This is a genomic window from Pseudomonas sp. A2, from assembly GCF_023100865.1.
Taxonomy (GTDB): Bacteria; Pseudomonadota; Gammaproteobacteria; order Pseudomonadales; family Pseudomonadaceae; genus Aquipseudomonas; species Aquipseudomonas asiatica.
Genome location: NZ_CP039127.1, coordinates 269,916 through 294,701 on the forward strand (window position 1 = coordinate 269,916; position 24,786 = coordinate 294,701).

Below are 24,786 nucleotides of genomic sequence, written 5' to 3' on the forward strand. Positions count from 1 at the left end.
TGGGTTACCCGTCGGGAAACGGGAAGACGCCCACGCTAACACCAATGACCCGTGGCACGGGAGTGCCAGAAACGCGACATGTCGCACAAACGAAAAAGCCCCGGGCGCGTTGCCGGGGCCTTTCCAGTGCTTCCAACGGTGATTACAGCCCGTTGGGCAGGAACCTCGTGGCACCGCTGACATCGTCGATCTTCTTGATGCGGAAGGCCTTGATGCAGGTTTCGTTGCGGGTATTGCTGTCCGGGCAGTATTGCTGGACGAAGTCGTTGAAGGCCATGTCCTGGCCATTCACGCTGAGGACGCGCTTGAAGTACTCGCCCTGGATGCCCTGCGCCTGACGCGATGCGGTCATTTCCTGGTCTACGACCAGGCGACCGTGCAGGTCGACGGTGGGGAACTTGGCTTCTTCCTGCAGGCAGCCGCTCAGCAGCAGGCCGGCCGTGGCCAGCATGATCAGACGTAGCATGATGTTGTCTCTGCAACGGGCGGTCACGGCCTGCGGGCCGGGACCGCACCTGGATGGTTACTCGCCGAACAGGCTGCCGGCGCGTTTTACTTCCGCCTTGCCGGCGTCCTCGAGCAGCGACTTGGCGCCCGAGGTGACGTTGCGTGCGGAGTCTGCATTGGACTGGATCACGTCGGTGCGTGCAGCGCTGTCGCGCAATTCGGCATCGATGTAGTCGTTGGCGCGGGCGACCTTTGCCTTTTTCGCTTGCAGGGCCAGGCGACGCTCTTCCAGCTCCAGCGCACGCAGGTCGTCCTCGTAGGCTTCTTCGCGGGTCTGCACGCGCTTGCGCTCGGCTGCTTGCGCCTGCTGTTTCTCGGCGGCACGCTGCGCGGAGGCACGTTGGGCCGCTGCGCGCTGCTGGCGGGCAGCAGCTTCGCGAGCTTCGGCGCGCTGCTCGGCGGCGGCGGCCTGGCGCAGGCGTTCGGTTTCCAGAGCGGCTTCGGATTGCTTGGTCTGCTGTTCGATCTGGTAGAGCTGATCGAACTGGCCCGCCATGGCAGTGGCGGCAGACAGTGCGAGGGCGGTGCCCAGAACAATGTGCTTCATGTGCTCAGGCCTCAGCTCTTTTTCGGATCTGGGCAGGTCGCATTTGGCTGGATGCGGGTTTCGTTGGAGATGGTCATGACCATCAGGGAGATGCCCCCCACTTCGAAATCGCACGGGCGGCCAACCTGGGCGGAGGTGTAGATCTTGCCGTTTTCCGAGTAGCCGATCAGTACGCCAGGCACCAGCGAGGTATCGCTTACCAGAGAACCTGCCAGTGCGCCGGCGCCACCGCCTGCCACGCCGCCGATGATCGCGGTGTCTTTGTTGTGGCCTGCACCCAGCGCCGCGCCACCCAGCGCACCCAGTACACCACCCACCATCATTGCGGCTTTCTGGTTCTTCTCGTTGCTGACCTTGATCTTGGTCGGCGAGACCGTGATGATTTTCACGGTCTTGGCTTCCTGCTGGGTGTTTACCTGGCTGGCATCGAACACATCGGATTGGTATTGCTCACCGGTCGCCTGGCAACCCACGAGGGTGGCGACGATGGTCAAGGCCAGACAGTGTTTCAGCATTTTCATTCCTGATTCCCTGGAGGGTATGGTTAACCTTGCGACGATCCATCTGAAGGATGAGGCATAATGCCACTATTCTAAGCAGATGGATCCAACCAGGTAAAGCCATCAGGACTAAAGCCGGCTTCAGTAAGCGCCAAACGAAATAACGCGAGCAGGCCGACACTGTCTTGCAGAAACGACAAAGCCCGCGCAAGGCGGGCTTTGTGAGGAGTATGGCGCACTCGGCGGGATTCGAACCCACGACCCCTGCCTTCGGAGGGCAGTACTCTATCCAGCTGAGCTACGAGTGCAACGCGCACGCATGATACCCATCTGATCCGATGGCGTCCATCGCCTTGATCTGTAGCTGTTTTTACTTTCTGCCACGAAGAGGGCGAAGTGCGGCGCGGGAGCCTGGAGGGGAGGTGCTGGTGGCGCTGAGGGTGCACAGTCGACAACCAGGTAGCATGGGTTACCGGGCCCTGCTAATCGACAAGGCGTTCTGATTCATCCCTTCCTGCAAGGCCGTCGGTCCTCCCATCTCATTTCCAGCAGCTCGGTCGTCTAACCTGTATTGGCCTCTTCTTCGTGGGCAGGCCGCGAAGAGGCCGGTTGCCATTATGCAAATGATGAAATTTCCGCCAGGGTGTTCAACCATTCGTTCTTTTTTTCGAACAGCCTATTGTCCAACACCCCAGCAGCCGCTTAGCATTCGTTTGAGATTTCAAACGCTCGATGCCCTGCCTTGGGCGCTTTTCAACAATCAACAATTCGGGAAGCCGACATGCAGCTCAAAGACGCTCAGTTGTTCCGCCAGCAAGCCTACATCAATGGTGAGTGGCTGGATGCGGACAACGGCCAGACCATCAAGGTCACCAACCCGGCCACTGGTGAAGTCATCGGTACCGTGCCGAAGATGGGCACCGCGGAAACCCGCCGCGCCATCGAAGCCGCCGACAAGGCCCTGCCGGCCTGGCGTGCCCTGACCGCCAAGGAGCGTTCGGCCAAGCTGCGTCGCTGGTTCGAACTGATGATCGAGAACCAGGACGACCTGGCTCGCCTGATGACCACCGAACAAGGCAAGCCGCTGGCCGAAGCCAAGGGCGAAATCGCCTACGCTGCCTCGTTCATCGAGTGGTTCGCCGAAGAAGCCAAGCGCGTCTACGGTGACACCATCCCGGGCCACCAGCCAGACAAGCGCCTGATCGTCATCAAGCAGCCAATCGGTGTTACCGCGGCCATCACCCCGTGGAACTTCCCGGCCGCCATGATCACCCGTAAAGCCGGCCCGGCCCTGGCCGCTGGCTGCACCATGGTGCTCAAGCCTGCCTCGCAGACCCCATACTCCGCCCTGGCCCTGGTCGAGCTGGCCCACCGTGCCGGCATCCCGGCTGGCGTGCTGAGCGTGGTTACCGGCAGCGCTGGCGAAGTTGGCGGCGAACTGACCGGCAACTCCCTGGTCCGCAAGCTGTCCTTCACCGGCTCGACCGAAATCGGTCGCCAGCTGATGGAAGAATGCGCCAAGGACATCAAGAAGGTTTCCCTGGAGCTGGGTGGCAACGCCCCGTTCATCGTGTTCGACGACGCCGACCTGGACAAGGCGGTCGAGGGCGCGATCATCTCCAAGTACCGCAACAACGGCCAGACCTGCGTCTGCGCCAACCGTATCTACGTGCAGGACGGCGTCTACGACGCGTTCGCCCAGAAGCTGGCCGCCGCTGTTGCCAAGCTGAAGATCGGTAACGGCCTGGAAGAAGGCACCACCACTGGCCCGCTGATCGACGGCAAGGCTGTCGCCAAGGTCCAGGAACACATCGAAGACGCCGTTGGCAAAGGCGCCAAGGTACTGTCCGGTGGCAAGATCATCGAAGGCAACTTCTTCGAGCCGACCATTCTGGTCGACGTACCGAAGACCGCTGCCGTCGCCAAGGAAGAGACCTTCGGCCCGCTGGCGCCGCTGTTCCGCTTCAAGGACGAGGCCGAAGTGATCGCCATGTCCAACGACACCGAGTTCGGCCTGGCCTCGTACTTCTACGCCCGCGACATGAGCCGTGTGTTCCGTGTTGCCGAAGCCCTGGAATACGGCATGGTAGGTATCAACACCGGCCTGATCTCCAACGAAGTGGCACCGTTCGGTGGCATCAAGGCTTCGGGCCTGGGCCGCGAAGGTTCCAAGTACGGTATCGAGGACTACCTCGAAATCAAATACCTGTGCATCAGCGTCTGATAGCACGGTAAAGGCTTTACCTCTGCCAGCGGGGCGCGAGAGCGACGTCTCGCTGGCCTTTTTTACATCGCTGTACCTGGTGGCCAGGGCGTTCACGGCAGTCGATCAACGAATACTGTTCGCGAGCACTCCCAGCCACCCCCGAATAAAAGCGCCACTCCAAACCGGCGCAATGAGGGCATTATGAGCAAGACCAACGAATCTTTGATGCAACGTCGTGTCGCCGCCGTCCCACGTGGCGTTGGCCAGATCCACCCGATCTTCGTCGATACCGCGAAGAACTCGACCGTGATCGACGTTGAAGGCCGCGAACTGATCGACTTCGCCGGCGGCATCGCAGTACTGAACACCGGCCACCTGCACCCGAAAGTGGTTGCGGCCGTGCAAGAGCAGCTGACCAAGGTCAGCCACACCTGCTTCCAGGTGCTGGCCTACGAACCCTATGTAGAGCTGTGCGAAAAGATCAACAAGCTGGTCCCAGGCGACTTCGACAAAAAGACCCTGCTGGTCACCACCGGCTCCGAAGCCGTTGAAAACGCCGTCAAGATCGCCCGTGCCGCCACTGGCCGCGCTGGCGTAATCGCCTTCACCGGCGGCTACCACGGCCGTACCATGATGACCCTGGGCCTGACCGGCAAGGTCGTGCCGTACTCCGCTGGCATGGGCCTGATGCCAGGTGGCATCTTCCGCGCTCTGTTCCCTAGCGAACTGCACGGTATCAGCGTTGACGACGCCATCGCCTCGGTCGAGCGCATCTTCAAGAACGACGCCGAGCCGCGCGACATCGCCGCGATCATCCTCGAGCCGGTACAAGGCGAAGGCGGCTTCCTGCCAGCGCCGAAAGAGCTGATGAAGCGCCTGCGCGCCCTGTGCGACCAGCACGGCATCCTGCTGATCGCCGACGAAGTACAGACCGGCGCTGGCCGTACCGGCACCTTCTTCGCCATGGAACAGATGGGCGTTGCGCCTGACCTGACCACCTTCGCCAAATCCATCGCTGGCGGCTTCCCGCTGGCCGGTGTGTGCGGCAAGGCCGAATACATGGACGCCATTGCTCCTGGCGGCCTGGGTGGCACCTACGCCGGTTCGCCGATCGCTTGCGCCGCGGCCCTGGCCGTGATCGAAGTGTTCGAAGAAGAGAAACTGCTGGACCGCAGCAAAGCTGTGGGTGAGCGCCTGACCACCGGCCTGCGCGAAATTCAGAAGAAGTACCCGATCATCGGCGACGTCCGTGGTCTGGGCTCGATGATCGCTGTCGAAGTCTTCGAGAAAGGCACTCACACCCCGAACGCAGCTGCCGTTGGCCAGGTTATCGCCAAGGCTCGCGAGAAGGGCCTGATCCTGCTGTCCTGCGGTACCTACGGCAACGTTCTGCGTATCCTGGTTCCGCTGACCGCAGAAGATGCTCTGCTGGACAAAGGCCTGGCTATCATCGAAGAGTGCTTCGCTGAAATCGCCTGATGTGACGTGCTTCAGAAAAAACCCGCTTCGGCGGGTTTTTTTTGTGCCCAGGAAAGCCTTGGGGCGCTATCGTTGTCGAAGGATTTGCTCAGGAAGCTGCGATGGACTGTGTGGCAGGGCTATTCAGGAGTTGGCGATGAACGCTGCAGACCCCACCCCACCAAGCGTACTTATTGTCGAGGGCGACCCCTGGGTACGTGACATGCTCAGCGAAATGCTGCTGAGCGTGCGCTGTGATGCCCGCCTGCAGCTCTGCGCCGACGGCTCGCAGGCCTTGAGCGCGCTGTCGAGCAAGCCCGACCTGATCATTGCCGCGCGCGAACTGGCAGGTGTCGATGGGCTCGACCTGTTGCGCAAGGTACGCGCGAAAGGCTCGAGGTTGCCGTTCATCCTCATGAGCAACCGCATTGACAGTGCCAGTGTGCATGAGGCGTTGCCCCTGCACCCCACTGCCTACCTGAGCAAGCCGCTGAACCTGGAAACTCTTCGCAAGCGCCTGGAAGAGCTGCTGCTGGCGGTTGGCGAAGAAATCGCCTGCCCGGTGCCGGCCTTGCAGCCAGGTGCCAGCCTGCCGGCCTACCTCGAGCAGCGTCGCGCTACCGCCGATGGCGGGCCGCTGCTGGCCGATGTGCAGGTGGCGATCAAGCGCGCGCTCAACCCCCAGGGCCTGAACCTGAGAGTGCTCGAAGAGGAAGTGCAGGGCGACCCGCAGATCACCGCTGTGCTGATTGCGGCGGCCAACAGCGCAGCGCTGCACCGCGAAGCACCAGTGCAGACGCTGCTGCAGGCCTTGAACAAGCTTGGCAGCACCCAGAGCATGAACCTGATCCTTGGCATGACCCTCAAGCGCAGCGCTCGCCTCAGCGACCCGCTGCTGGCGGAGCATGCTGCCCGCTACTGGGAGTTGTCGCTGCACGCTGCCGAATATGGCCGCACCTTGGCACGCATGCTCGAGCTGGACGAAGGGCGTTGTTATTGCGCGGGGTTGCTGCATTGCCTGGGCGACCTGGCGGTGCTGCGCTGCCTGCAGGAATGGCGGCTGGCCGGGGGCGAGCTGGATGAGGACCAGGTGCAGCTGTCGCTCAATGAGTTCGGTGCGGCGTTCGGCTCGGCGCTGCGTACGCGCTGGCGGTTGCCGCTGGGGTTGCGCGAGTTGATCGCGGCGATCTACCAGCTGGGCGGCGGGGTGTACTCGCGGGAGATCCTGGCCATGAACCTGGCCGGGCAGTTGTCGCGGCTGTCGGCCGAGCAGGGGCTGGAGAAGGTGGCCAGCAGCAAGACCGCGCGCCTGCTCAAGCTTGGCCTGCCGGAGCTGAGGCGGTTGCGTAAGGTGGAGAACCCGGAGGTGAAGCCGCAGCAGGAAGAACCGCCTTTAGCTGAGGGTGAAGTTTCGGGCTGAGGTCTTGGGGCCGCTTTGCGGCCCATCGCGACACAAGGCCGCTCCTACACGGGTACGCGGTTGCCGGTAGGAGCGGCCTTGTGTCGCGATAGGGGGGCAAAGCCCCCCCCAAGGCTCAGCCGCGGACGATCTGGTTCTTGCCCTGGCGCTTGGCCTGGTACATCGCCGCATCGGCCCGGGCATACAGGCTGTCCAGCGCCACATCCTCGTCAGTCAGCCCGGTCACCCCCTGGCTCACCGTCACCCCGTAGGTCTGCTCCCCATGGCTGAAGCTCAGCCGCTGGATCTGCCGCTGCAAGCGCTCGGCAATCTGCTCCGCGACCTGGGCACTACAGCCGGGGAACACTGCCGCAAATTCCTCGCCACCAATGCGCCCGAACAGGTCACCTCGGCGTAGTACGGCCTTGCCGCTGTCGGCGATCTGCTGCAGCACCTGGTCGCCTTCCTGGTGACCGTAGCTGTCGTTGATGCGCTTGAAGTCGTCGATGTCCAGCAGCAGGAAGGCCAGTGGTGTACCGTCTTCGCGGGCGCTGTCGAAGGCTTGCTGGGCGCATTCGAAAAAGTGCCGGCGGTTGCTGCTCTGGGTCAGCACGTCGGTGGTGGCGAGGCGCTGCAGTTCACCTTCGAGCTGCTTCTTCTCGGTGATGTCTTCTGCGATGCCGACGATGATCACCCGGTCACCATCGCGTTGCTGGTTGATGTAGCACTTGTCGCTCAGCCAGCGCAACTGGCCGTCGGCATTGAGGATGCGGTACTCGCGGTCTTCCACCGAGCCCTTGAGCAGTACCTGGGCCAGGCTGCGTTCGGCGAACTCCAGGTCGTCGGGGTAGATGCTGTCTCGCCACTCGTTGTAGTCGGCCAGCACCAGGCTGGCCGAGCGGCCGAAGATGCGTTCGTAGGCGGGGCTGACGTACAGCACCTGACGGGTTTCCCAGTCGAAGGCCCATAGCACCGCATTGACGCTATCGAGCAGCGAGCTGAACAGCTGTTCGCGCTCGCTCAGGCGGGCAACCTCGCCTTGGGCGTGGAGCAGCGCAAGCAAGGTCTGGGCGGCTTCCGGAGGCGGGGTGCCGGGCAGTGTCGTCGGAATGTTCTTGGCCATGTGCACGGAGCAGATCTCGGCGTGAAAGCGTGCGGCCAGCATCTGGCCCGCCACGCGGGCGATGTGCCAGATATGAGTGTAAACGAGAGGGCGAAGTTCCGGGCGGCACGCCCAGCCAAAGGGGCGTGCCGATCAACGGCGGTCAGGCGCCGGTCGGGCGCAGGGAGTACGTCTTCAGCTGTGCCGCGAAGTCCCGCAGGGCGTGGATGCCGCTGGTTTCCGCCTCGTGTACCCAGTCCTTCATGGCGGCCAGCATGTCGTGGCCGTTGGCGCTGGTGCGCGCCCAGATCTGCTGCAGGGCCAGGCGTTTTTCGTAGATGGTCTTCAGCGCCTGGCTGTGGGCGAGCATCGACTCGATGCGCACATGGTGACGGTCTTCCAGCAGGCTGGTCTCGCGCGACAACAGGCGCTTGGCGCGGCGGAAGTGGTGACGCAGCGAAGCATCGACGCGGGCCAGCTCCTGCTTGACCAACGGGCCGATCACCAGCTTGCGGTACTGGGCCATGATCTGGAAGCGGTTGTTGAGGATGGCCATGGCGGTGTCCATGTCCAGGCTGGCCTTGCCTGCCACCCGGTGGGCGATGGGCGCCACGCGCTGTACCTTGGCCAGGCGCAGCAGGCAGAACAGGCGGATCCACGCCCAACCCATGTCGAACTCCCAGCGCTTGACCGACAGCTTGGCCGAGTTGGGGTAGGTGTGGTGGTTGTTGTGCAGCTCTTCGCCACCGATGACGATGCCCCACGGCACCAGGTTGGTCGCGGCGTCGCGGCACTCGAAGTTGCGGTAGCCGAGAGCGTGGCCCAGGCCGTTGACCACACCGGCGGCCCAGAACGGAATCCACATCATCTGCACTGCCCAGATGGTGATGCCGATGGTGCCGAACAGCAGCAGGTCGATTACCGCCATCAGCGCGATGCCGCCCAGCTTGTAGCGCGAGTAGAGGTTGCGCTCGATCCAGTCGTCCGGGCAGTTCTTGCCATAGATGCGCAGGGTTTCAGGGTTGCGCGCCTCTTCCCGGTAAAGCTCGGCACCCTTGCGCAGCACCGTGCCCAGGCCCTTGTACAGCGGGCTGTGCGGGTCGTCGGGGGTTTCGCATTTGGCGTGGTGCTTGCGGTGGACGGCGGTCCATTCGCGGGTGTTCTGCGCCGTGGTCAGCCACAGCCAGAAACGGAAGAAGTGCTTGAGCGCGCCATTGAGCTCCAAGGCCCGGTGCGCGGAGTAACGGTGCAGGTAGACCGTGACGCTGACGATGGTCACGTGGGTCATCAGCAGGGTAATGCCGACCAGTTGCCAGGCCGACAAGTCGAGCAGGCCGTTGTACCACATAGGTGTAAATACCCTCGGAATGCAGGAGGAGGGGCTGATTATCCCTTGTGCAGGAAATAAATGCAGTCACCCGTTCAGATAGGAAGTCACGACATGTTTCAGCCTTTATAATGCCCCATCATTTTTCATGGGCAATTGCACCCGACATGTCTGTTTCCGTTCGCGACGCCTTGCGCATGGCTGCGCTGTATGTGGTGCTCTCGATCCTCTGGCTGACGCTGGCCGAGGTGGTGTTGCACGGCATGACCGACGACCCCCTGGCACTCACCGTGGGCCGGCAGATCAACGTGGTGGTCTGGGTGCTGCTCAGCGCCTTTCTGATCTATGTGTCGCGGGTGCGGCTGCTTGACTTCATCGGTGTTGGCGCGCGTATGCGTGGTGAAGACCGTGAACGCCTGCGCATGGCTGCGGCAGTGTTCGACAGCACCCTCGAAGGCGTGCTGGTGACCGACCGCCATGGCCTGATCGTGCACGTCAACCGTGCCTTCATGCGTATCACCGGCTACCAGCAGGACGAGGTCATCGGCCAGCGCCCGAACAAGTTCAAGTCGGGCCGCCATGGCCTGGCGTTCTACCAGCAGATTTTCGCCACTCTGGCGGAAAAGGGCGAGTGGAGCGGCGAAATATGGAACCGGCGCAAGAGCGGTGAAATCTACCCGCAATGGCAGACCATTTGCGCCATCCGCGACGATCAAGGCGAGCTCAGCCATTACGTGGCGGTGTTCAGCGACATCAGCGCGATCAAGCATTCTGAACAGGAGCTGGCCTACCTGGCCCACCATGACCCGCTGACGGGCCTGCCCAACCGCCTGCTGTTCAACGACCGGGTCGAGCAGGCGCTGGCCGCAGCCCAGGCCAACAAGCGTGGTTGTGCCCTGCTGTTGCTGGACCTGGACCATTTCCAGAGCATCAACGACGGCCTCGGCCACACCATTGGCGACCAGTTGCTGAAGCTGGTGGGCGAGCGCCTGGCAGAGGTGCTGCGCAGCGGCGTGACCTTGGCGCGCCTGGGGGGCGACGAATTTGGCGTGCTGGCGGAAAACTGCCATGAGGTTGGCCAGGCGGGCAAGCTGGCGCAGGGCATCATCGAGCGCATGCGCGAGCCGTTCCAGTTCGACGGTCACCGCCTGTTCATCAGCGTCAGCGTGGGCATCAGCCTGTTTCCCAGCGATGCCTTGAGTGCCGAGCAGTTGCTTCGCAATGCCGACTCGGCGTTGTACAAGGCCAAGAGCAATGGGCGGGCCTGCTATGCGCTGTACACCGAAGAACTGACCGCTCACGCCCAACACCGGGTCGAAACCGCCGGCGAGCTGCGCCGAGCCTTGGAGCAGGACGAGCTGCGGGTGTTCTACCAGCCGGTGCACGACCTGGCGACCGGCCGCCAGGTCGGCGTCGAAGCCTTGGTGCGTTGGCAGCACCCTCAGCGCGGCCTGGTGCCACCGGGCGAGTTCATCCCGATTGCCGAGCGTACCGGGCTGATTGCCGAGATCGACGCCTGGGTATTACGCCAGGCGTGTCGGCAGATGGTGCGATGGCAGGGTGAAGGGCGGCAGTTGGCATTCGTGGCGGTGAACATCTCCAGCCGCCTGTTTGGCCAGCACGAGTTGTACCAGCAGGTGGCCGAGGTGCTGGACGAAACCGGCCTGGCCCCGGCCTTGCTGGAGCTGGAGGTGACCGAGAGCGCGGTGATGGAGGACCCGGAGGTGGCGCTGGAGCAGTTGCATCGCCTGCGCGAGCTGGGGGTGACCTTGGCTATCGACGACTTTGGCACCGGTTATTCATCGCTGCTGCGGCTCAAGCGCTTGCCGGTGCAGAAGCTGAAGATCGACCAAGGCTTCGTTGCCGGGTTGCCGCTGGATGAGGACGACATCGCGATCGTTCGGGTGATCATCGCCCTGGCCCGCAGCATGGGCATGCAAGTGCATGCAGAGGGCATCGAGCAGGCCGAGCAGGCCAGCTTCCTGCTGCATGAGCTGTGTCAGCTTGGGCAGGGGTACTGGTTCGGGCGGCCGGTGCCTGCCGGGGATTTGTGCTGGGGTTGAGATCGCCGGGGCCGCTTTGCGGCCCCCGAACTATCGTTTGTTCAAGCCTTTCGCCAACCGGTCGCCACCCAACTGGATCAACGCCACCAACGCCACCAGCATGGCAATCACGGTCAGCATGATCTGGCTGTCGAAGCGCTGGTAGCCATAGCGGTAGGCGATATCCCCCAAGCCCCCGGCACCGATCGCTCCGGCCATGGCCGAGGAGTTGATCAGGGTCACCAGGGTAATGGTGAAGCCCCCGACAATTCCCGGCAGCGCCTCGGGCAGCAGCACGTGCCAGACGATGTGCCAGCGCCGGCAGCCCATGGCCTGTGCAGCCTCCACCAGGCCGTGGTCGACTTCGCGCAGGCTGACCTCGGCAATCCGCGCGAAGAACGGAGTGGCGGCAATGGTCAGTGGCACCACTGCCGCCCACACGCCATACGTGGTACCCACTACCAAGCGGGTGAAGGGGATCAGCGCGACCATCAGGATCAGGAACGGGATCGAGCGGAACAGGTTGACGAATGCACCCAGCACCCGGTTCAGCAGCGGCGCCTCGAAGATCCCGCCCTTGTCGCTGGTGACCAGCAGCACCGCCATCGGTACCCCCACCAGCAGGGCGATCAGCGACGACACACCGACCATCAGCAGGGTATCGAGCAAACCTTCCAGCAGGCGATCAAACCACATGGCCCAGTACCTCCACGTCCTCAGCCCAGCGACGGGCGCGCTCCAGCAATTGATGGGTGTCGTGCGGTGAGTGCTGCACCGACAGGATCAGCTGCCCCAGGGCATGCTCGCCAATGGTTTCCACACCACCCTGCAGCAGGCGTACGCGGCCGCCAAGGTCGTTGAACAGGGCAGACAGTTCGGGCTCGCCGAGCAGGGTCAGCCTCAGCACTACGGCACTGTCGCGGCTTGCCGGGTTGGCCCGCAGGCTGGCTTGCAGCGCGGCTGGCAACCTGGCTTGCAACGGTGCCAGCAGGGTACGGGTGACTTCGTGGAGTGGTGAGCCAAACACCCGCCAGACCTCACCCTGCTCGACCACTTCTCCACGTTCAAGCACCACCACCCGGTGGCAGATATCGCGGATTACCGCCATCTCGTGGGTGATCAGCACGATGGTCAGGCCCAGGCGCTGGTTGATGTCGCGCAGCAGTTCGAGAATGGAAGCAGTGGTCTCCGGGTCCAGCGCAGAGGTGGCCTCGTCGCACAGCAGGATCTCGGGGTCATGCACCAACGCCCTGGCAATGCCCACGCGCTGCTTCTGCCCGCCGGACAGCTGCGCCGGGTACACGTGGTGCTTTTCCCGCAGGCCCACCAGCTCCAGCAGTTCGCGTACCTTGCGCTGGCGTTCGGCCTTGGCCACGCCGGCCACCTTGAGGGGCAGCTCGACGTTCTGCCACACGGTCTTGGCCGACATCAGGTTGAAGTGCTGGAAAATCATGCCGATACGCCGGCGCAGGGCTACCAGGTGCTCCTCGTCGAAGGGCGCGATGTCCACCTGGTCGATCAGCACCCGCCCCTGGCTGGGTTGCTCCAGGCGGTTGATGGTACGCAGCAGCGATGACTTACCGGCGCCGCTGCGGCCGATGATGCCGAAGATCTCGCCATGGCGGATGTTCAGGTCGATGCCTTGCAAGGCCGGTTGCGCCTGGCCCGGGTAGGTCTTGCCCAGGCCGATGAAGCGCACATGGGCTTCATTGACCTCCGGGCGCAAGGCCTGCTCCCTGGCCGTTGGCGGCAGTGGTTGTGCGGTGGGCGCCCGCAGCGCGCTGGCCTGGCTCATGTCAGCCCTCCCAACCGGCCTGGTAGAGCTTGCCGTGGGCTTTGTCCAAGGCTGCGCGCACCACTGGCGAGTGCTGGTAGATGTCGACGAACTTGGCCAGGCGTGGGTCGTCCTTGCTTTGCGGTCGAATGACGAACTGGATCACGTATTACTTGTTCTCCAGGCCGTCGAACAGTAGTGCGGAGCCGGCGTCGAAGCTGTTGGCCAGGCGGATGTAGGCCGGGTAGCCCTGCACCAGGTCGGCGTCGTCATAGGCGCGAACCAGCTGTACGGCCTCGACCTGAAGGATCTTCAGCTTTTTCGGGTTGGCGACGATGTCGTCCTCGGTGGCCTTGTAGCCGACCCCCGGCTTGAGGGTGATCAGCCCGGCCTTGGCCAGCAGCTGCAGGCCACGGCCGCTGTTGATCGGGTCGTTGGCGATGGCCACGCTGGCGCCTTCGGGCAGGTCGGCGAAGCTCTTGTACTTTTTCGAGTACAGGCCGACGTTGTTGATGATGCCCGGGGCGTAGGGCACCAGGTTGAAGCCTGCAGCCGTCTTGGCGTTTTCCAGGAACGGGATGTGCTGGAAGTAGTTCGCGTCGATGTCGCCGCTGTTGAGGCTGACGTTGGGTGCGATCCAGTCGCTGAACTCGATCAGCTTCACTTCCAGACCTTGCTTGTGCGCTTCTTCCAATGCGGCTTCCAGCGGGATGGCAAAGGCCGAAGTTGTACCGATCTTCAGCGGTTCGGCAGCCAGCGCGCTGGCGGACAGGCCGAGGGTGAGGGCAATGGCCGCGACGGGCCGGAACAGTTTATCAAGCATGGTGCAGGGCTCCAGTCGGGGCAGGGGTAGAGGTAAAGCGGTAAGCCGAGCCAGGGTGGTCGGCGGGCAAATGCGGGTGGTCGGCCTGGAACAGTTTCTCGCGCAGGGTGCCTTCGGCGTAGGCGGTCTTGTAGCGGCCACGCTGTTGCAACTGCGGGATGACCAGGTCGATGAAGTCCTCGAAGCTTTCCGGGGTTACGGTGCGGGTCAGGTTGAAACCGTCCAGGCCGGTTTCATCGACCCAGGCGATCAGCTGTTCGGCCACCTGCTCGGGCGCGCCGACCAGGGTCACGTAACGGCCACCCAGGGCGTGCTGCTGCAGCAGGCGCCGGCGGGTCCAGGCGTTGTCCTGCAACTGGCGCGTGGCCGACTGGATGGCGTTGCCCTGGCTGAAGGTAATCGGCTCGTCCAGGGCGTAGGCGGCGAAGTCGATGCCGGTGGACGCTGCGAAGTGCGCGACCCCGGCCTCGGCGCTGGCATGGCGCAGGTACTCGGCATGCTTGGCCTGGGCCTGCTGCTCGGTGGCGGCGACGATCACCGTGATGCCCATGAACACCTTGACCGCTTGCGGGTCGCGGCCAGCGGCCTGGGCGGCGGCGCGCACCTTGTCGACCTGGGCGCGGGTGGCGGCCTTGTCCTGGCCACTGATGAACACGCATTCGGCGTGGTTGCCGGCGAAGGCCAGGCCACGCTGCGAGCTGCCGGCCTGGAACAGTACCGGAGTACGTTGCGGCGAGGGCTCGGACAAGTGGTAGCCGTCGACCTTGTAGAACTCGCCCTGGTGGTTGACCTTGCGCACCCTGTCGGGCCTGGCATAGACGCGCTGCTGGCGGTCGGCGACCACGGCATCGTCAGCCCAGCTGCCTTCCAGCAGCTTGTACAGCACCTGCAGGTACTCGTCGGCCTGGTCGTAGCGGCGGTCATGCTCGGGTTGCTGCGCCAGGCCCATGGCCCGGGCGGCGCTGTCGAGGTAGCCGGTGACGATGTTCCAGCCCACCCGGCCATGGCTCAGGTGGTCCAGGGTGGAAAGGCGCCGGGCGAACAGGTACGGCGCTTCGTAGGTGAGGTTGGCGGTAAGGCCGAAGCCCAGGTGGCGGGTGACGGCGGCCATGGCCGAGACCAGCAGCAGCGGGTCGTTGACCGGCAGCTGGATCGACTCCTTGAGGGTGACGTCCAGCGACTGGCCGTAGATGTCGTAGGTGCCGACGATGTCGGCGATGAAAAGCCCGTCGAACAAGCCGCGCTCCAGCAGCCGCGCCAGACTGGTCCAGTAGTCCAGGGTCTTGTACTGGGTCGAGGTGTCTCGTGGGTGGGTCCACAGGCCGTGGTTGATGTGCCCGATGCAGTTCATGTTGAAAGCATTGAGCAGGATCTGCTTGGCCATCAGATGGTCCCCCGGCGTGGTGGGTTGGCATCATTGAGGTAGTAGTTGCCGATGGCGTGGTACTTCCAGCGCACCGGGTCGTGCAGGGTGTGCACGCGGGCGTTGCGCCAGTGGCGGTCAAGGTTGTGTTCGGCCAGGGTGGCCTGGCTGCCGCCCAGTTCGAACAGGGTGGTGCCGGCCGCGAGGGAAATCTCGGTGCTGATGGCGCGGGCCTCGGCCACCGCGATGGACGCGGCGGCCACGTTTTCGGCAGTGCTGTCGTCGCGGGCGCGGTCCAGATATTCGCCCGCGCGCTCCAGCAAGGCTTCGGCGGCGTGCAGACGGATCGCCAGATGGCCGAAACTCTTCAGCGTCAGCGGGTCATCGCTGGCCTTGTCCAGGCCGGAGTCGACCCAGGGGCGGCTGCGGGTGCGCACGAAGTGCAGGGCATCTTCGTATGCGGCGCGGGCGATGCCGGTGTCGATGGCGGCATGAAGGATCTGCGCCAGCGGGCCGACCGGGGTGGGGCGTTCGAAAGCGCTCTGGAACGGCACCACGTGAGCGGCGCTGACGTACACGTTGTCGAACACCACCGAGCCACTGCCGGTGGTGCGCTGGCCGAAGCCGCTCCAGTCGTCGATCACCTGCAGGCCCTGGCTGTCGGCCGGGACGAAGGCCAGGTGCTGCACGCCCTGTTCATCGACCACCGAGGTGGGAATGCGCTGGGCGTAGATGGCGCCGGTGGAGTAGAACTTGCGGCCGTTGATGCGAAAACCATCGCCGTCGCGGGTCAGGCGAGTGGTGCGGTCGTTGGCGGTCTTGGTGCCCAGTTCGGCCAGGGCATTGCCGAAGCGGCTGCCGGCCAGTACTTCGGCGTACAGGCGCTGTTGCTGTTCGGGTGTGCCGTTTACCCGCAGCACTTCCAGGCCGTAGAAATGGTTTTGCGGGATTTGCCCGAGCGAGCCGTCAGCCTGGGCGATGCGGGCGATGACCTTGGCCAGGGTGACGTTGGACACGCCGGCGCCGCCGAAGGCCTTGGGTACGCTGATGGCCCACAGGCCGGAGCGAGTAAACAGTTCCAGTTCGGCGTGCGGCAGACGGCGCTCGCGGTCGCGCAGGGCGCTGTCGCGGCGCAGGTGTCGGGCGACTTCTTCGGCGACGTTCAGGGCCTGGGTGTCGCTGGTGATGATGTTTGTAGTCATGGTGTTTCTCCGGGGCCTCGGGGCCGCTCTGCGGCCCATCGCGACACAAGGCCGCTCCTACAGGAGGTACGCGATCCCTTGTAGGAGCGGCCTTGTGTCGCGATGGGCTGCAAAGCAGCCCCAAGGCCCTTAAATCAGATCCAGGAATGCCGTGCAGGCAAGGTGCCGTTGAGGTGGTAAGCGCCAACCGCGTGGTACTTCCAGCGCACCGGGTCATGCAGGGTGTGCACCCGGGCATTGCGCCAGTGGCGGTCGAGGTTGAACTCGGCGAGGGTGGCGCGGCTACCGGCCAGCTCGAACAGCTTTTCGCTGGCCTGCAGGGCAATCTCGGTGGTCAGTACCTTGGCCTCGGCCACAGCGATCGAGGCCCGCGCTGCGCTTTCTGCATCGATCGGCTCGGCGTTGACCTCGTCGAGGACCCGCGCGGCCTTGCGCAGCAGGGCTTCGGCGGCGTGCAGCTCGAGCTTCAGGCGGCCGATGTCGGCGATTACGTAAGGGTCGTCGCTGGCGCGGTCGACCTTGGCTTCGATCCATGGCCGGGCCTTTTCGCGCACGAAGCTGATGGCGTCCTCGATCGCTGCTTCGGCAATGCCAGCATCGATCGCCGCCTGGATCAGCTGCGAGGCAGCGCCCTGGATGTTGGGAATGTCGCGCTGGCGCCAGTTGTCGATCACCAGGTCGGCATCCACCGGGACCTGGTCGAGCAGCACGGTGCCGCTTGCAGTGGTGCGCTGCCCGAAACCGGACCAGTCATCGACGATGCGCAGCCCCGGGCTGCCTCGGCGGACGAATGCCAGGCGCTGGCGACCTTCGTCGTCCAGTGCCTTGACCGCCACCCAGTGGGCGAACAGGGCGCCGGTGGAATAGAACTTCTCGCCGCTGATGCGATAGCTGTCGCCGACGCGGGTGAGCCTGGCCTTGAGGGTCAGGGTGTCCTTGGTGCCGCGTTCGGGGCCGGCATTGCCGATGCGCCAGCCATCGAGCACGCTGCGGAAGATCACCGCCTGCTGCGCCTCGGTGGCAGTCAGGCGCAGCAGTTGCAGCATGCCGAACTGGTTCTGCGGGATTTGCCCCAGGGCCGGGTCGGCGGCGCTGATGAGGCGGAACACTTCAGCCACGGTCTCGAACGACACCTCCGGGCCGCCATGTGCCTTGGGTACGCTGATGCTGCCAAGGCCGCTGCGGGTGAACAGTTCGATCTCGGCCCATGGCAGTTTGCGTTGCTGGTCGCGGCGGGCGGCCTGCTCGCGGGCGACCTCGGCCAGTTCGCGGGCTGCTTGCAAGGCTTCGGCGTCGTTGCGTAGAACCTTGGCCGGCAGCAGCAGGGGCGAGCTGTCGAGATCGCTGTGGAATTGGGTATCGGGTTGGCTGGACATCAGTACCGCTCCTTGGCTGCACTCAATGCCCTGGCGTTCCGCACTGGGGTGATCGTGATCCTGACCATTCCTGACCTCGCAAATGAATTATGTCGCTAACAGCTGATCGCGACAGATGTGTGCTGGTCCGGTGGTCCGGTTTATATACCCTAATGCTTTATAAAAAGTTTATGAACTAACTCTTTGGAATATGTATAGAAGGGGGATTTTGCTGCGGATGTGCCGGCCTCTTCGCGGGCACGCCCGCTCCCACAGGTACAGCACAGATCTTGAAATCGGTGCCACACCTGTGGGAGCGGGCGTGCCCGCGAAAAGGCCGCAACAGGTTTACTCGGAGGCAGCAGTCCCCAGGAACTTGCGCAAGAACTGCCGGGTACGCTCTTCCTTCGGCGCCGCAAACAGCGCCTTGGCCTCGCCCTGCTCCACGATCACGCCCTTGTCGAAGAAGATCACCCGGTTCGCCACATCCCGGGCAAAGCTCATCTCGTGGGTAACGATGATCATGGTGCGCTTCTCCTCGGCCAGGCCGCGGATGGTCGCCAGCACTTCACCCACCAGTTCGGGGTCCAGCGCCGAGGTCGGCTCGTCGAACAGGATCACCTCCGGCTCCATTGCCAAGGCGCGGGCGATGGCCACCCGTTGCTGCTGGCCACCGGACAGGCGCCGCGGGTAGGCGTCTTCCTTGCCGGCCAGGCCGACCTTGGCCAGCAGGCGCCGGCCCAGTTCGATCGCCTGCTCGCGGGGTGTCTTCTTGACGATCACCGGCCCCTCGATCACGTTTTCCAGGGCGGTGCGATGAGGGAACAGGTTGAAGTTCTGGAACACGAACCCGGCCTGCTGGCGCAAGCGGCGAATCGCACTTTGCTGCCCACCCAGCGGGCGGTTGGCGTCGATGCTGATATCGCCAATCTGGATCTGCCCGGCATCGGGTGTTTCCAGCAGGTTCAGGCAACGCAGGAAGGTTGTCTTGCCCGAGCCGCTGGGGCCGATGATGGCCACCACTTCGCCGGGTTGTACGGTCAGGTCGATACCGTTGAGCACGGTCTGGCCTTTGAACCGCTTGGTCAGGCCTTTGACTTCAATCATGCTCAATGCTCCTGGTCATGCTGGTTGACTCGCGCTTCCATGCGGTTCTGGAAGTGCGCGAGGATGCTGCACAACACCCAGTAGATGACCGCCACCGCCACGTACATGGTGAACACTTCGAAGGTGCGTGCGGTGATCAGCTGGGCCTGGCGGAACAGCTCGGGCACCTGGATGGTTGCCGCCAGGGCAGTGTCCTTGACCAGCGAGATGAAGCTGTTGCCCAACGGCGGCAGTGCGGTGCGCAAGGCCTGGGGCAGGATCGCCCGGCGCATGGCCTGGACGCGGGTCATGCCGATACTGGCGGCGGCTTCCCACTGGCCACGGTCGATCGAGGAAATCGCCGCGCGCAGGATTTCGCAGATGTAGGCGGCCATGTTCAGCGACAGGCCGATCAGCGAAGCCGGGATCGGGTCGAGTTCGATGCCGATCTGCGGCATGCCGAAGTAGATGACGAACAGCTGCACCAGCAGCGGCGTGCCGCGGAAGAACGACACGTAGACCCGCGCCAGCCAGTTCAGGGGCAATATCTTCGACAACCGCATCAGTGCCAGGGCAAAGCCCAGCACCAGGCCGAAGAACATGCCGCCAACACTGAGCAGCACTGTATAGCCCGCGCCCTTCAGCAGGAAGGGCGCGGAGTCGACAACGAGTTGCAGGCTTTCAGCGATCATTTGGTGACATCGGCACCGAAGTATTTCTCGGACAGCTTGGCCAGCGTGCCGTCAGCCTTGAGCTTGTCCAGCGCCTTGTTGATCGCTGCCAGCAGTTCCGGTTCACCCTTGCGCAGGGCCACGCCGCTTTCCAGGCGCGAGAAGGCATCGCCGGCCAGTTCGGTGTCCTTGGCTTTTTGCGCGTATTCCAACGCGGCCAGGCGGTCGATCAGGATGGCGTCGATACGGCCGTTGCGCAGGTCGGCGAACTTGCTCGGGTCGTCTTCATAGGTGCGCACATCGGCTTGCGGCACGTCCTTCTTGACCCATTGCTCGTAGTTGGTGCCCAGGCCTACACCGACCTTCTTGCCTGCCAGGTCTGCGGCCTTGTGGATGTTCAGCTGCTCGGCCTTCTTCTTCAGGATCAGCGCCTGGATGCCGGAGATAGTGTAAGGCTCGGAGAAGTCATACTTCTTCTTGCGCTCTTCGGAAATGGTCACCTGGTTGATCACCACGTCCAGGCGCTTGGATTCCAGTGCGGCGAGGATGCCGTCCCACTTGGTCGGCTGCACCTTGGCCTTTACCCCGAGCTCCTTGGCCAGCAGCTCGGACAGTTCCACTTCGAAGCCGGTCAGCTTGCCGTTTTCGTCCTGGAAGCTGAACGGTGGGTAGGTGCCTTCGAGGCCGACGTTGATCACGCCTTTTTCCTGGATGGTCTTCAGCTGCTCGCCAGCGAAGGCCTGACTGAGCAGGCCGGCACCCAGCAGGAGTGCCAGGCTGGCGTTGAGTAGCGGTTTGGCGAATTTCGACATTTCAGAGCCCCGCGCTTGTTGTGTAAGTAGTGGGTGGCGACTATAGGGTCGGCTGCTTAGGTCAGGAAATACTAAAAAATTATTTTGTTATTTCCTTTTGGTTTTTGCCAGGTGCTGGCTGCATTGAGGGTAGGCGAGGTTGCCTGCTCCGTCATCGCGGCTTATGCCTGACTTAGCGCAGGATGGAATAAAGCGTTGTTTTTTCCAAGGGATGGATTTGCCGTAGAGTGGATTGCATGTAGGCAGGTCCGGCCTCTTCGCGGGTAAACCCGCTCCTACAGAGACCGCACAGGCATCGAAACCTGTGCAGTCCCTGTAGGAGCGGGTTTACCCGCGAAGAGGCCTGGCCTGGCGATAAAAATAGTTGGCCTCTTCAGGCAGGAGAAAACCGTGAGCGAACAACCTTCATCCGGGCACTGGCAGTTGCAGAGCATCGTCACCGGCCTGCGCGGCGCCCGTGAACAATGGCGCACCCGCAATGGCCGCAGCAGCGGCGAGCAGGGCGGGCGTGAGCTGCCTTCACGCGAAGCGATGCGGCACATCCTGGAGCAACTGTGCGGCGCACTGTTCCCCATGCGCCTTGGCCCAGTCGACCTGCGCGAAGAAAGCGAAGACTTCTACGTCGGCCATACGCTGGATGCCGCCCTGACCGCCCTGCTGGCCCAGGCCCGCCTGGAGCTGCGCTACGCCGCACGGCAAAGCAAGGGCGAACTGGCCGGCGTCGATGCCCATGCGCTGAGCCTGGTGCAGGGATTCGCCGCCGCCCTGCCGGGCCTGCGCGTACTGCTGGACACAGACGTGCTGGCCGCCTATCACGGCGACCCGGCTGCGCGCAGTGTTGATGAAGTGCTGCTGTGCTACCCGGGCATCCTGGCGATCATCCACCACCGTCTGGCGCACCATCTGTACAAGGCCGGCCTGCCGCTGCTGGCGCGCATCAGCTCGGAGCTGGCGCATTCGGCCACGGGGATCGACATTCACCCCGGGGCGCAGATCGGCCCGAGCTTCTTCATCGACCATGGTACCGGCGTGGTTATCGGCGAAACCGCGATCATCGGCGAGCGTGTGCGCATCTACCAGGCGGTGACCCTGGGCGCCAAGCGCTTCCCCAGCGATGAATCGGGCACCCTGCACAAGGGCCTGCCACGCCACCCGATCGTCGAGGACGATGTGGTGATCTATGCGGGGGCCACGGTGCTGGGGCGGATCACCATCGGCAAAGGCTCGACCATTGGCGGTAATGTGTGGCTGACCCGCAGTGTGCCGGCCGAGAGCAACATTACCCAGGCCAACCTGCAGCTGGATTGCCAGGACAAGAACTGATCTGGCATTTCCTTGGCCTGTACCGGCCCTTTCGCGGGTAAACCCGCTCCCACAGGGACCCCACAGATCTTGAATCTTGTGCAGTACCTGTAGGAGCGGGTTTACCCGCGAAGAGGCCCGTGCAGGAGGGCACCAATCAGCGCCCCAATTCGCATTGAAATCCGATCCATGTTTAACTTGAACGCTTGTTCAATGAAAAAACGCTGGTCCGCTGCCGGTGTTCAACAGGAGGATTCCTTTGCTGAACCCGTTCATTCCGAGCCTTACGTCATTCGACGAGGTGCGCCCCCGATGAGTGCACCGACCCCTTCCCTTGCCAATGGCAAGATCCGCATGAACCCCCCGGTGTTCTATTTCGCGGCAAGTTTCATCCTCATCTTCGGCCTCGTGGTCATTTCCTATCCGCAAGCAGCAGGCGACTGGTTGCTGGCGGCGCAGAACTGGGCGGCCAACACGGTCGGCTGGTACTACATGCTGGCGATGACGCTGTACCTGGTCTTCGTGGTGGTCACCGCCTTGTCCGGCTACGGCAAGATCAAGCTCGGTGCCGACCACGACGAACCCGAGTTCAGCTACCTGTCGTGGGCCGGCATGCTGTTCGCCGCCGGCATCAGCATCACCTTGTTCTTCTTCTGCGTGTCCGAACCCCTGACCCACATGCTGCAGCCGCCCCAGGGCGAAGCGGGCACGGCCGAGGCCGGGCGCCAGGCGATGCAGATCCTGTTCCTGCACTGGGGCCTGCATGGCTGGGGCGTGTTCGCCTTCGTCGGCATGGCCCTGGCCTACTTCGCCTACCGGCACAACCTGCCGCTGGCCCTGCGTTCGGCGTTGTACCCGTTGATCGGCAAGCGCATCAACGGGCCGATCGGTTATGCGGTGGACGGTTTCGGCATCATCGCCACGGTGTTCGGCCTGGGGGCCGACATGGGTTTTGGCGTGCTGCACCTGAACGCCGGCCTCGACTACCTGTTCGGCATCGACCACAGCCAGTGGGTGCAAGTGCTGCTCATCACCCTGATGATGGGCGCGGCGGTGGCCGTGGCGGTCGCCGGGGTGGAGAAGGGCGTGCGGGTGATGAGCGACATCAACCTGTTCCTGGCCTGCGCGCTGTTGCTGTTCGTGTTGTTCGCCGGGCCTACCCAGCACCTGTTCAACACGCTGATCCAGAACCTCGGCGACTACCTGGGTGCCTTGCCGCGCAAGAGCTTCGACGTTTATGCCTACGGCGAGAACCGCGACTGGCTGGGCGGTTGGACGGTGTTCTACTGGGCCTGGTGGATTGCCTGGGCGCCGTTCGTGGGCCTGTTCATCGCCCGCATCTCCCGTGGCCGCACCATCCGCGAATTCGTCTTTGGTGTGCTGTTGATTCCGCTGGGCTTCACCTTGGCTTGGATGTCGATCTTCGGCAACAGTGCCCTGGACCAAGTCATCAACCACGGCATGACAGCTTTGGGCCAGTCGGCGCTGGATAACCCGTCGATGAGCCTGTACCTGCTGCTAGAGACATACCCCTGGAGCAAGACGGTGATCGCCGTGACGGTGTTCATCAGCTTTGTGTTCTTCGTCACCTCGGCCGACTCGGGCACCGTGGTGCTGTCGACCTTGTCGGCCAAGGGTGGTGATGCCGACGAGGATGGGCCGAACTGGCTGCGCATCTTCTGGGGCGCGATGACGGCGCTGATCACCAGTGCGCTGTTGTTCGCCGGCAGCATCGACTCGCTGAAGTCGGCGGTGGTGCTGACCTCGTTGCCGTTCTCGCTGATCCTGCTGTGCATGATGTGGGGGCTGCACAAGGCGTTCTACCTGGAGTCGCAACGGCAGATCGCACAGATGCATTCGCTTGCCCCGTTCGCCCAGTCACGCCGCGGCCGTGGCGGCTGGCGCCAGCGCCTGAGCCAGGCGGTGCACTTCCCGTCGCGAGATGAGGTGTACCGCTTCATGGACGACGTGGTGCGCCCGGCAATTGCCGATGTGCGTGAAGTGTTCGAGCAGAAGGGCCTGGTGCTGATTACCCAGGACGACCCGAGCCACGACAACGTCAGCCTGAAGATTGGCCATGGCGAGGAACAGCCGTTCATTTACCAGGTGCAGATGCGTGGTTACTTCACGCCATCGTTCGCCCTGGGTGGGCTGGGTACGCAGGAATTGAAGAACCGCCGCTACTACCGGGCGGAGGTGCACCTGAGCGAAGGCAGCCAGAACTATGACCTGGTCGGCTACAGCAAGGAGCAGATCATCAACGACATCCTCGACCAGTACGAACGGCACATGCAGTACCTGCATCTGGTCCGCTAGATCGCTGGGGCCGCTTTGCGGCCCATTCGCAGCACAAGGCTGCTCCTACAAGGGATCGCGCTTCCCTGTAGGAGCAGCCTTGTGCTGCGAATGGAGGCCAAAGGCCTCCCAGTTTCAGAAGGGCGCATCCCCGAGGATGGTCGCCCGATGCATCACCCGCCGGTTCGGCCGGTAGTCATCCACCGCAAAATGCTGGGTCACGCGGTTGTCCCAGAACGCCACGTCATTCTCCTGCCACCGCCAGCGAATGCTGAACTCCGGCCGCGTCGCATGGGCGAACAGCAGTTTCAACAGTGCCTCGCTTTCCAGTTCGCTCAGCTCATTGATGCGCGTGGTGAACCCTTCATTGACGAACAACGCCTTGCGCCCGCTCACCGGATGCGTGCGCACCACCGGGTGCGACAGCGGCGGGTTGTTGCGCCGGGTTGCTTCCCAGCGCGCCAGGTCTTCCGGCGTGGTACCAAAGCGCTCCAGCGGGAACGACTTGGTGAAGTCATGGGTGGCTGTCAGCCCGTCGAGCATCTCGCGCAGCGGCGCCGACAGGGCTTCGAAGGCAGCGATGCCGCTGGCCCAAAGGGTGTCGCCGCCGTAGGCCGGCAACTGCTTGGCGCTGAGTACCGCGCCCAGGGCCGGGGTCGGCAGGAAGGTCACATCGGTGTGCCACACTGCGTTGTCGCGCACATCGGTCACCGCCGTGTCGAGGATAAGCACCTGCGGGGTTTCCGGCACGTTGGGGTAGATCGGGTGGATGTGCAGGTCGCCGAAACGGGCGGCAAACCGCGCCTGCTGCTGCGGGTTGATCGGCTGGTCGCGGAAGAACAGCACCTGGTGCTGCAGCAGCGCCTGCTCGATGGCGTCTCGTTCTTCGACGGTGATATCGCGGCTGATGTCCACGCCGCTGATCTGGGCGCCGAGCGCCGGGCTGAGGGGGGTGATGGTCAGGCTCATGTCGGTCTCTTCAATCAGGCGCCAGGCTGCTGGCGTGGTCAACAGG

General features: G+C 63.6%; 20 protein-coding genes, 1 tRNA gene and 1 pseudogene. 6 read left to right on the forward strand and 16 right to left on the reverse strand.

Going from position 1 to position 24,786, the window contains the following annotated elements; translation table 11 throughout:
• Positions 1–142: 142 nt before the first annotated feature.
• The 4 genes from E5221_RS01235 to E5221_RS01250 form a co-directional block, all read right to left on the reverse strand.
• Positions 143–466 (reverse strand): hypothetical protein, encoded by a 324-nt coding sequence (locus tag E5221_RS01235; protein WP_015268559.1) that lies wholly within the window; start codon positions 464–466, stop codon positions 143–145.
• Between the two features lie 57 nt (positions 467–523).
• The gene (locus E5221_RS01240; RefSeq protein ID WP_015268560.1) at positions 524–1,054 is read right to left on the reverse strand and encodes a DUF5384 family protein; all 531 of its coding nucleotides are present in this window, start codon (positions 1,052–1,054) and stop codon (positions 524–526) included.
• A gap of 11 nt (positions 1,055–1,065) precedes the next feature.
• Positions 1,066–1,575, reverse strand: coding sequence for a hypothetical protein (locus E5221_RS01245; protein WP_123085106.1), 510 nt, complete (start codon positions 1,573–1,575; stop codon positions 1,066–1,068).
• Between the two features lie 210 nt (positions 1,576–1,785).
• Positions 1,786–1,862 (reverse strand) — tRNA-Arg (locus E5221_RS01250).
• A 473-nt stretch (positions 1,863–2,335) separates the two neighbouring features.
• Between E5221_RS01250 and gabD the strand changes: the two genes are divergently transcribed.
• From gabD to E5221_RS01265, 3 genes are all read left to right on the forward strand, one after another.
• Positions 2,336–3,778, forward strand: coding sequence for an NADP-dependent succinate-semialdehyde dehydrogenase (gabD, locus tag E5221_RS01255; protein WP_015268576.1), 1,443 nt, complete (start codon positions 2,336–2,338; stop codon positions 3,776–3,778).
• Between the two features lie 183 nt (positions 3,779–3,961).
• Complete coding sequence (gabT, locus tag E5221_RS01260) at positions 3,962–5,239, forward strand: 4-aminobutyrate--2-oxoglutarate transaminase (protein WP_247846780.1); 1,278 nt, start codon at positions 3,962–3,964, stop codon at positions 5,237–5,239.
• A 136-nt stretch (positions 5,240–5,375) separates the two neighbouring features.
• Positions 5,376–6,638: a response regulator gene (locus tag E5221_RS01265; protein WP_023662095.1), complete on the forward strand. Its 1,263-nt coding sequence runs from the start codon at positions 5,376–5,378 to the stop codon at positions 6,636–6,638.
• 115 nt (positions 6,639–6,753) lie between these two features.
• On the opposite strand, the gene E5221_RS01270 is transcribed toward E5221_RS01265, so the two are convergent.
• Positions 6,754–7,782, reverse strand: coding sequence for a sensor domain-containing diguanylate cyclase (locus E5221_RS01270; protein ID WP_015268579.1), 1,029 nt, complete (start codon positions 7,780–7,782; stop codon positions 6,754–6,756).
• Positions 7,783–7,882: 100 nt separating this feature from the next.
• Entirely contained in the window at positions 7,883–9,067 is a 1,185-nt protein-coding gene (desA, locus tag E5221_RS01275; protein ID WP_039614263.1) for a delta-9 fatty acid desaturase DesA, read from the reverse strand.
• Between the two features lie 146 nt (positions 9,068–9,213).
• Between desA and dibA the strand changes: the two genes are divergently transcribed.
• The gene (gene dibA, locus E5221_RS01280) at positions 9,214–11,109 is read left to right on the forward strand and encodes a phosphodiesterase DibA (protein ID WP_247846781.1); all 1,896 of its coding nucleotides are present in this window, start codon (positions 9,214–9,216) and stop codon (positions 11,107–11,109) included.
• A gap of 30 nt (positions 11,110–11,139) precedes the next feature.
• On the opposite strand, the gene E5221_RS01285 is transcribed toward dibA, so the two are convergent.
• The 9 genes and pseudogenes from E5221_RS01285 to tcyJ all read right to left on the reverse strand — a co-directional run bounded on the left by E5221_RS01285 (position 11,140) and on the right by tcyJ (position 20,174).
• On the reverse strand, positions 11,140–11,784 hold the full coding sequence (locus tag E5221_RS01285; RefSeq protein ID WP_008096606.1) for a methionine ABC transporter permease: 645 nt from the start codon (positions 11,782–11,784) through the stop codon (positions 11,140–11,142).
• Positions 11,774–12,883 carry a methionine ABC transporter ATP-binding protein gene (locus E5221_RS01290; protein ID WP_247846782.1) on the reverse strand — a complete coding sequence of 370 codons (1,110 nt, stop codon included), beginning with the start codon at positions 12,881–12,883 and terminating at the stop codon, positions 11,774–11,776. Before E5221_RS01290 ends, E5221_RS01285 begins: the two co-directional genes overlap by 11 nt.
• Before the next feature lies 1 nt (position 12,884).
• A pseudogene (locus E5221_RS01295) lies at positions 12,885–13,685 on the reverse strand (MetQ/NlpA family ABC transporter substrate-binding protein).
• Positions 13,678–15,069 (reverse strand): LLM class flavin-dependent oxidoreductase, encoded by a 1,392-nt coding sequence (locus tag E5221_RS01300; protein ID WP_247846783.1) that lies wholly within the window; start codon positions 15,067–15,069, stop codon positions 13,678–13,680. Before E5221_RS01300 ends, E5221_RS01295 begins: the two are co-directional and overlap by 8 nt.
• The gene (locus E5221_RS01305; RefSeq protein ID WP_247846784.1) at positions 15,069–16,250 is read right to left on the reverse strand and encodes an SfnB family sulfur acquisition oxidoreductase; all 1,182 of its coding nucleotides are present in this window, start codon (positions 16,248–16,250) and stop codon (positions 15,069–15,071) included. Before E5221_RS01305 ends, E5221_RS01300 begins: the two co-directional genes overlap by 1 nt.
• Before the next feature lie 134 nt (positions 16,251–16,384).
• The gene (locus E5221_RS01310; protein WP_182329353.1) at positions 16,385–17,626 is read right to left on the reverse strand and encodes an SfnB family sulfur acquisition oxidoreductase; all 1,242 of its coding nucleotides are present in this window, start codon (positions 17,624–17,626) and stop codon (positions 16,385–16,387) included.
• 327 nt (positions 17,627–17,953) lie between these two features.
• Complete coding sequence (tcyN, locus tag E5221_RS01315) at positions 17,954–18,712, reverse strand: L-cystine ABC transporter ATP-binding protein TcyN (RefSeq protein WP_013970435.1); 759 nt, start codon at positions 18,710–18,712, stop codon at positions 17,954–17,956.
• Positions 18,713–18,714: 2 nt separating this feature from the next.
• Positions 18,715–19,383 (reverse strand): cystine ABC transporter permease, encoded by a 669-nt coding sequence (gene tcyL, locus E5221_RS01320; protein WP_003255849.1) that lies wholly within the window; start codon positions 19,381–19,383, stop codon positions 18,715–18,717.
• Positions 19,380–20,174 (reverse strand): cystine ABC transporter substrate-binding protein, encoded by a 795-nt coding sequence (gene tcyJ / locus E5221_RS01325; RefSeq protein ID WP_015268587.1) that lies wholly within the window; start codon positions 20,172–20,174, stop codon positions 19,380–19,382. Before tcyJ ends, tcyL begins: the two co-directional genes overlap by 4 nt.
• Before the next feature lie 390 nt (positions 20,175–20,564).
• Here tcyJ and epsC point away from each other — a divergent pair, with 390 nt between their 5' ends.
• Entirely contained in the window at positions 20,565–21,497 is a 933-nt protein-coding gene (epsC, locus tag E5221_RS01330) for a serine O-acetyltransferase EpsC (RefSeq protein WP_061550674.1), read from the forward strand.
• A gap of 333 nt (positions 21,498–21,830) precedes the next feature.
• A complete protein-coding gene (gene betT / locus E5221_RS01335; RefSeq protein WP_167506610.1) occupies positions 21,831–23,792 on the forward strand; it encodes a choline transporter BetT in 1,962 nt (653 codons plus the stop codon).
• Positions 23,793–23,906: 114 nt separating this feature from the next.
• Here betT and tauD read toward each other — a convergent pair whose 3' ends face one another.
• On the reverse strand, positions 23,907–24,740 hold the full coding sequence (tauD, locus tag E5221_RS01340; protein WP_112251288.1) for a taurine dioxygenase: 834 nt from the start codon (positions 24,738–24,740) through the stop codon (positions 23,907–23,909).
• Positions 24,741–24,786 lie beyond the last annotated feature (46 nt).

Excerpts from the sequence above, each read along its gene's own strand:
- E5221_RS01235 (WP_015268559.1), bottom strand. The coding sequence starts at position 466 with ATGCTACGTCTGATCATGCTGGCCACGGCCGGCCTGCTGCTGAGCGGC.
- E5221_RS01240 (WP_015268560.1), bottom strand. The coding sequence starts at position 1,054 with ATGAAGCACATTGTTCTGGGCACCGCCCTCGCACTGTCTGCCGCCACT.
- E5221_RS01245 (WP_123085106.1), bottom strand. The coding sequence starts at position 1,575 with ATGAAAATGCTGAAACACTGTCTGGCCTTGACCATCGTCGCCACCCTC.
- gabD (WP_015268576.1), top strand. The coding sequence starts at position 2,336 with ATGCAGCTCAAAGACGCTCAGTTGTTCCGCCAGCAAGCCTACATCAAT.
- gabT (WP_247846780.1), top strand. The coding sequence starts at position 3,962 with ATGAGCAAGACCAACGAATCTTTGATGCAACGTCGTGTCGCCGCCGTC.
- E5221_RS01265 (WP_023662095.1), top strand. The coding sequence starts at position 5,376 with ATGAACGCTGCAGACCCCACCCCACCAAGCGTACTTATTGTCGAGGGC.
- E5221_RS01270 (WP_015268579.1), bottom strand. The coding sequence starts at position 7,782 with ATGCTGGCCGCACGCTTTCACGCCGAGATCTGCTCCGTGCACATGGCC.
- desA (WP_039614263.1), bottom strand. The coding sequence starts at position 9,067 with ATGTGGTACAACGGCCTGCTCGACTTGTCGGCCTGGCAACTGGTCGGC.
- dibA (WP_247846781.1), top strand. The coding sequence starts at position 9,214 with ATGTCTGTTTCCGTTCGCGACGCCTTGCGCATGGCTGCGCTGTATGTG.
- E5221_RS01285 (WP_008096606.1), bottom strand. The coding sequence starts at position 11,784 with ATGTGGTTTGATCGCCTGCTGGAAGGTTTGCTCGATACCCTGCTGATG.
- E5221_RS01290 (WP_247846782.1), bottom strand. The coding sequence starts at position 12,883 with ATGAGCCAGGCCAGCGCGCTGCGGGCGCCCACCGCACAACCACTGCCG.
- E5221_RS01300 (WP_247846783.1), bottom strand. The coding sequence starts at position 15,069 with ATGGCCAAGCAGATCCTGCTCAATGCTTTCAACATGAACTGCATCGGG.
- E5221_RS01305 (WP_247846784.1), bottom strand. The coding sequence starts at position 16,250 with ATGACTACAAACATCATCACCAGCGACACCCAGGCCCTGAACGTCGCC.
- E5221_RS01310 (WP_182329353.1), bottom strand. The coding sequence starts at position 17,626 with ATGTCCAGCCAACCCGATACCCAATTCCACAGCGATCTCGACAGCTCG.
- tcyN (WP_013970435.1), bottom strand. The coding sequence starts at position 18,712 with ATGATTGAAGTCAAAGGCCTGACCAAGCGGTTCAAAGGCCAGACCGTG.
- tcyL (WP_003255849.1), bottom strand. The coding sequence starts at position 19,383 with ATGATCGCTGAAAGCCTGCAACTCGTTGTCGACTCCGCGCCCTTCCTG.
- tcyJ (WP_015268587.1), bottom strand. The coding sequence starts at position 20,174 with ATGTCGAAATTCGCCAAACCGCTACTCAACGCCAGCCTGGCACTCCTG.
- betT (WP_167506610.1), top strand. The coding sequence starts at position 21,831 with ATGAACCCCCCGGTGTTCTATTTCGCGGCAAGTTTCATCCTCATCTTC.
- tauD (WP_112251288.1), bottom strand. The coding sequence starts at position 24,740 with ATGAGCCTGACCATCACCCCCCTCAGCCCGGCGCTCGGCGCCCAGATC.